This window comes from Kitasatospora misakiensis (genome assembly GCF_042656005.1).
GTDB lineage: Bacteria > Actinomycetota > Actinomycetes > Streptomycetales > Streptomycetaceae > Kitasatospora > Kitasatospora misakiensis.
The window spans coordinates 1-1,143 of sequence record NZ_JBHSOF010000135.1 but is presented as its reverse complement, the minus strand read 5'-3'; the positions used below and the strand labels follow the sequence as shown (position 1 = coordinate 1,143).

Here is a 1,143-nt window from a genome sequence, read left to right as displayed (position 1 = left end):
TGAGCTTGAGGATCGTTGTCTGTGTGAAGTACGTGCCGGATGCGACGGGTGACCGTCGTTTCGCGGACGATCACACCACCGACCGGGAGGGCGTGGACGGCCTTCTGTCGGAGCTGGACGAGTACGGTGTGGAGCAGGCGCTGCGGATCGCGGAGGCGAACGAGGGTGCCGAGGTGACCGTGCTGACGGTGGGTCCGGACGATGCGAAGGACGCGCTGCGCAAGGCGTTGTCGATGGGTGCGGACAAGGCCGTGCACGTGAACGACGAGGACATCCACGGTTCGGATGTGATCGGGACGTCGGCGGTGCTGGCGAAGGCGCTGGAGAAGACCGGGTTCGACCTGGTGATCGGTGGGATGGCGTCGACGGACGGCACGATGGGTGTGCTGCCGGCGCTGCTGGCGGAGCGGCTGGGTGTGCCGCAGGTGACGCTGCTGTCCGAGGTGTCGGTCGAGGGTGGTGTGGTGAAGGGCCGTCGGGACGGTGACGCGGCGACCGAGCTGGTGGAGGCTGCGCTGCCGGCGGTCGTGTCGGTGACGGACCAGTCGGGTGAGGCGCGGTACCCGTCGTTCAAGGGGATCATGGCGGCGAAGAAGAAGCCGGTGCAGTCCCTGGACCTGGACGACCTGGGCATCGAGGCCGGCGAGGTCGGTCTGGCGGGTTCGTGGACGGCGGTGGAGTCGGTGGCCGCGCGTCCGGCGCGGACCGCGGGCACGGTCGTCAAGGACGAGGGCGAGGGCGGCAAGGCCCTCGCCGGCTACCTCGCCGACCAGAAGTTCATCTAGTCCGCCCTGCCGCCCCACCCACAACACGGAGACATCGAGCAATGGCTGAGATCCTCGTCCTGGTCGACCACGCCGACGGCGCGGTCCGCAAGCCCGCCCTGGAGCTGCTGACCCTGGCCCGCCGTATCGGCGAGCCCTCCGCCGTCGTCCTCGGCGCCGGTGACAAGGCCGCCGAGCTGGCCGCCAAGGCCGCCGAGTACGGCGCCGCCAAGGTGTACGTCGCCGACGGCGCCGAGTTCGCCGACCAGCTGGTCGTCCCGAAGGTGGACGCCCTGGCCCAGATCGCCAAGACGGCCGCCCCGGCCGCGGTGCTGGTCACCTCCTCCGGCGAGGGCAAGGAGGTCGCCGCCCGCGTCGC

The 1,143-nt window shown here is 70.6% G+C and carries 1 protein-coding gene and 1 pseudogene; both read left to right on the top strand.

Features of this window, described 5'->3' with window-relative positions:
• Positions 1–785: electron transfer flavoprotein subunit beta/FixA family protein (locus tag ACFP3U_RS36900; RefSeq protein ID WP_380230153.1), on the top strand; the 785-nt coding region annotated here is incomplete at its 5' end.
• 41 nt (positions 786–826) lie between these two features.
• Positions 827–1,143, top strand: a pseudogene (locus ACFP3U_RS36895) (electron transfer flavoprotein subunit alpha/FixB family protein); the annotation flags it as partial.